Origin of the sequence: Haloarcula sp. Atlit-47R (assembly GCF_003665985.1) — an archaeon.
Taxonomy (GTDB): domain Archaea; phylum Halobacteriota; class Halobacteria; order Halobacteriales; family Haloarculaceae; genus Haloarcula; species Haloarcula taiwanensis.
This window is the reverse complement of record NZ_QPLQ01000035.1, coordinates 1-550: the sequence shown is the minus strand read 5'-3', so window position 1 is coordinate 550 and position 550 is coordinate 1. Positions and strand designations below refer to the sequence as shown.

Genomic DNA, 550 nt, shown 5'->3' with positions numbered 1-550 from the left:
TGTAGGAGACGAACTGCGATTCGAACTGATTGGCCGTGAGGAAGATGCCCTGCGCTTTCATCTCCTGCCAGAAGATCCGCTCCCAGCGCTCGGTCTCGGCGTCGGCGACGTCCGCGCCCGTCTTCGGGCAGTGCTCGTAGCGCGCACACGACTCGCGCTGTCGGCAGCCGGCGTCGCAGACGTCCGCGTCGTCGGCGACAGCTCCCTCGCGCGTGAAGGTCGTCTTGAACATCGAGTCGGTGCCGACGACGGTGTAGTCGGGAGCCTGGTCGGCGGCGATCTCGGCGATCCCCCGTCGGAGCCGCTCGCCGAGGCGGTTCACGTGCTCGTAGACGTCGTTCTCGGCGGCGTACTCCAGGCCGGCCTTCCCGGCGGCCATCGTCACCGGGTGCCCGGAGAAGGTCCCGGACTGGAACACCTCGCCGGCCGGGGTGAACCCCTCGACGATCTCCGCCTTCCCGCCGATGGCGCCGACGGGGAAGCCGCCGCCGATGATCTTGCCGAACGTCGTCACGTCGGGGGTGACGCCGAACTTCGACTGCGCGCAGCC

The 550-nt window shown here is 69.1% G+C and carries 1 protein-coding gene; it reads right to left on the bottom strand.

Annotated features, from left to right (window positions below; translation table 11 throughout):
• On the bottom strand, positions 1-550 hold a 550-nt coding region (locus DVK00_RS20730), incomplete at both ends, for an aminotransferase class III-fold pyridoxal phosphate-dependent enzyme (protein WP_121578514.1).